Source organism: Rhizobacter sp. P2_H2 (assembly GCF_056403375.1).
This window is the reverse complement of sequence record NZ_JBFUFP010001180.1, coordinates 1-1583: the sequence shown is the minus strand read 5'-3', so window position 1 is coordinate 1583 and position 1583 is coordinate 1. Positions and strand designations below refer to the sequence as shown.

At 67.7% G+C, this 1583-nt stretch carries 2 protein-coding genes; both read left to right on the top strand.

The annotated features are described in order from the left end of the window. A partial coding sequence (locus tag AC1D15_RS31360; protein WP_477829112.1) for a carbohydrate ABC transporter permease occupies nucleotides 1-670 on the top strand: 670 nt, incomplete at its 5' end. Then, the gene (locus AC1D15_RS31355; protein ID WP_477829111.1) at nucleotides 670-1506 is read left to right on the top strand and encodes a carbohydrate ABC transporter permease; all 837 of its coding nucleotides are present in this window, start codon (nucleotides 670-672) and stop codon (nucleotides 1504-1506) included. The genes AC1D15_RS31360 and AC1D15_RS31355, both read left to right, overlap by 1 nt. Nucleotides 1507-1583: the final 77 nt, after the last annotated feature.

Below are 1583 nucleotides of genomic sequence, written 5' to 3'. Positions count from 1 at the left end.
CACGCTGCTGTTCACCGTGAGCTCGGTGCTGCTCGAGACCCTGCTGGGCCTGGGCATCGCGCTGCTGCTGAACCACCCGTCGCGGCTGCGCACGCTGCTGCGCGCCGCGGTGCTGGTGCCGTGGGCGATCCCGACCGTGGTGTCGGCCAAGATGTGGACCTGGATGCTGCACGACCAGTTCGGCGTCATCAATACCGCGCTGGTGGCCGCGCGGCTGATCGACGAGCCGCTCGCGTGGACGGCCGACCCGTCACTTTCGTTCATCACGATCGTGATGGTCGACGTCTGGAAGACCACCCCCTTCATGGCGCTGCTGACGCTGGCCGCGCTGCAGATGGTGCCGCGCGACTGCCACGAGGCGGCGCAGATCGACGGCGCATCGCCATGGACGATCTTCACGCACATCACGCTGCCGCTGATCCTGCCGGCGATGCTGGTGGCGACGGTATTCCGCGGGCTCGATGCGCTGCGCGTGTTCGACGTGATCTACGTGATGACCTCCAACAGCCGCGCGACGCGCAGCATGTCGGTCTACGTGCGCGAGCAGTTGATCGATTTCCAGAAGATCGGCCCGGGCTCGGCAGCGGCCACGCTGCTGTTCGCGACCATCGCGGTCATCACGATCGCGTGGCTGCTGGCGACTCGCTCTCGCATGCGGGAACTCGACTGATGCGCTCGCGGCAACCGCCCCTCGCCACCGCGCTGCGCCGCGGCGCCTCGCTGGGGGTGATCTTCGTCTCGCTGTTCCCGTTCGCGTACGCGATCGCCACCTCGTTCAAGCAAGGCAGCGACCTGTTCAGCGCGCAGTTCTGGCCGAGCCGCGCCGTGATCGGCAACTACGTGGCGCTGTTCCGCGACCAGCCGTTCGGCACCAACCTGCTGAACTCGACGCTGGTGGCCGGCGTCGTCGTCGCGCTGTCGCTGGTGCTCGCGCTGCTGTCGGCCTGGGCGCTCGGGCGGGTGCGCTTTCGCGGCCGGCAGGCGCTGCTGCTGACCATCCTCGGCGTCTCGATGTTTCCGCATGTCGCGGTGCTGGCGGGGCTGTTCGAGCTGGTCAGCGCGCTCGGCCTGTACGACAGCCTGGCGGCGCTGATGCTGTCGGACCTGCTGTTCACGCTGCCCTTCACCGTGTGGGTGCTGACCACCTTCATGCGCGACCTGCCGAAGGAAGTGGAAGAGGCCGCGCTGATGGACGGTGCCGGCGTGTTCACGATGATCTTCCGCATCTTCCTGCCGATGCTGTGGCCGGCGCTGGTGGCGACCGGGCTGCTGGCCTTCATCGGCGCGTGGAACGAGTTCCTGTTCGCGCTGAGCTTCACGCTGTCGGCGACCGAGCGCACGGTGCCGGTGGCGATCGCGCTGATCTCGGGCGCGAGCAGCTACGAGCTGCCGTGGGGCAACCTGATGGCGGCGTCGGTCATCGTCACGCTGCCGCTGATCGCAGGGGTGCTGGCCTTCCAGCGCTACATCGTGTCCGGTCTCACCGCCGGCGCCGTCAAGGGATGAACAACACCATGAACCAGAACATCGATTGGTGGCGCCATGCCGTCGTCTACGAGGTCTACCCGCGCAGCTTCCAGGAC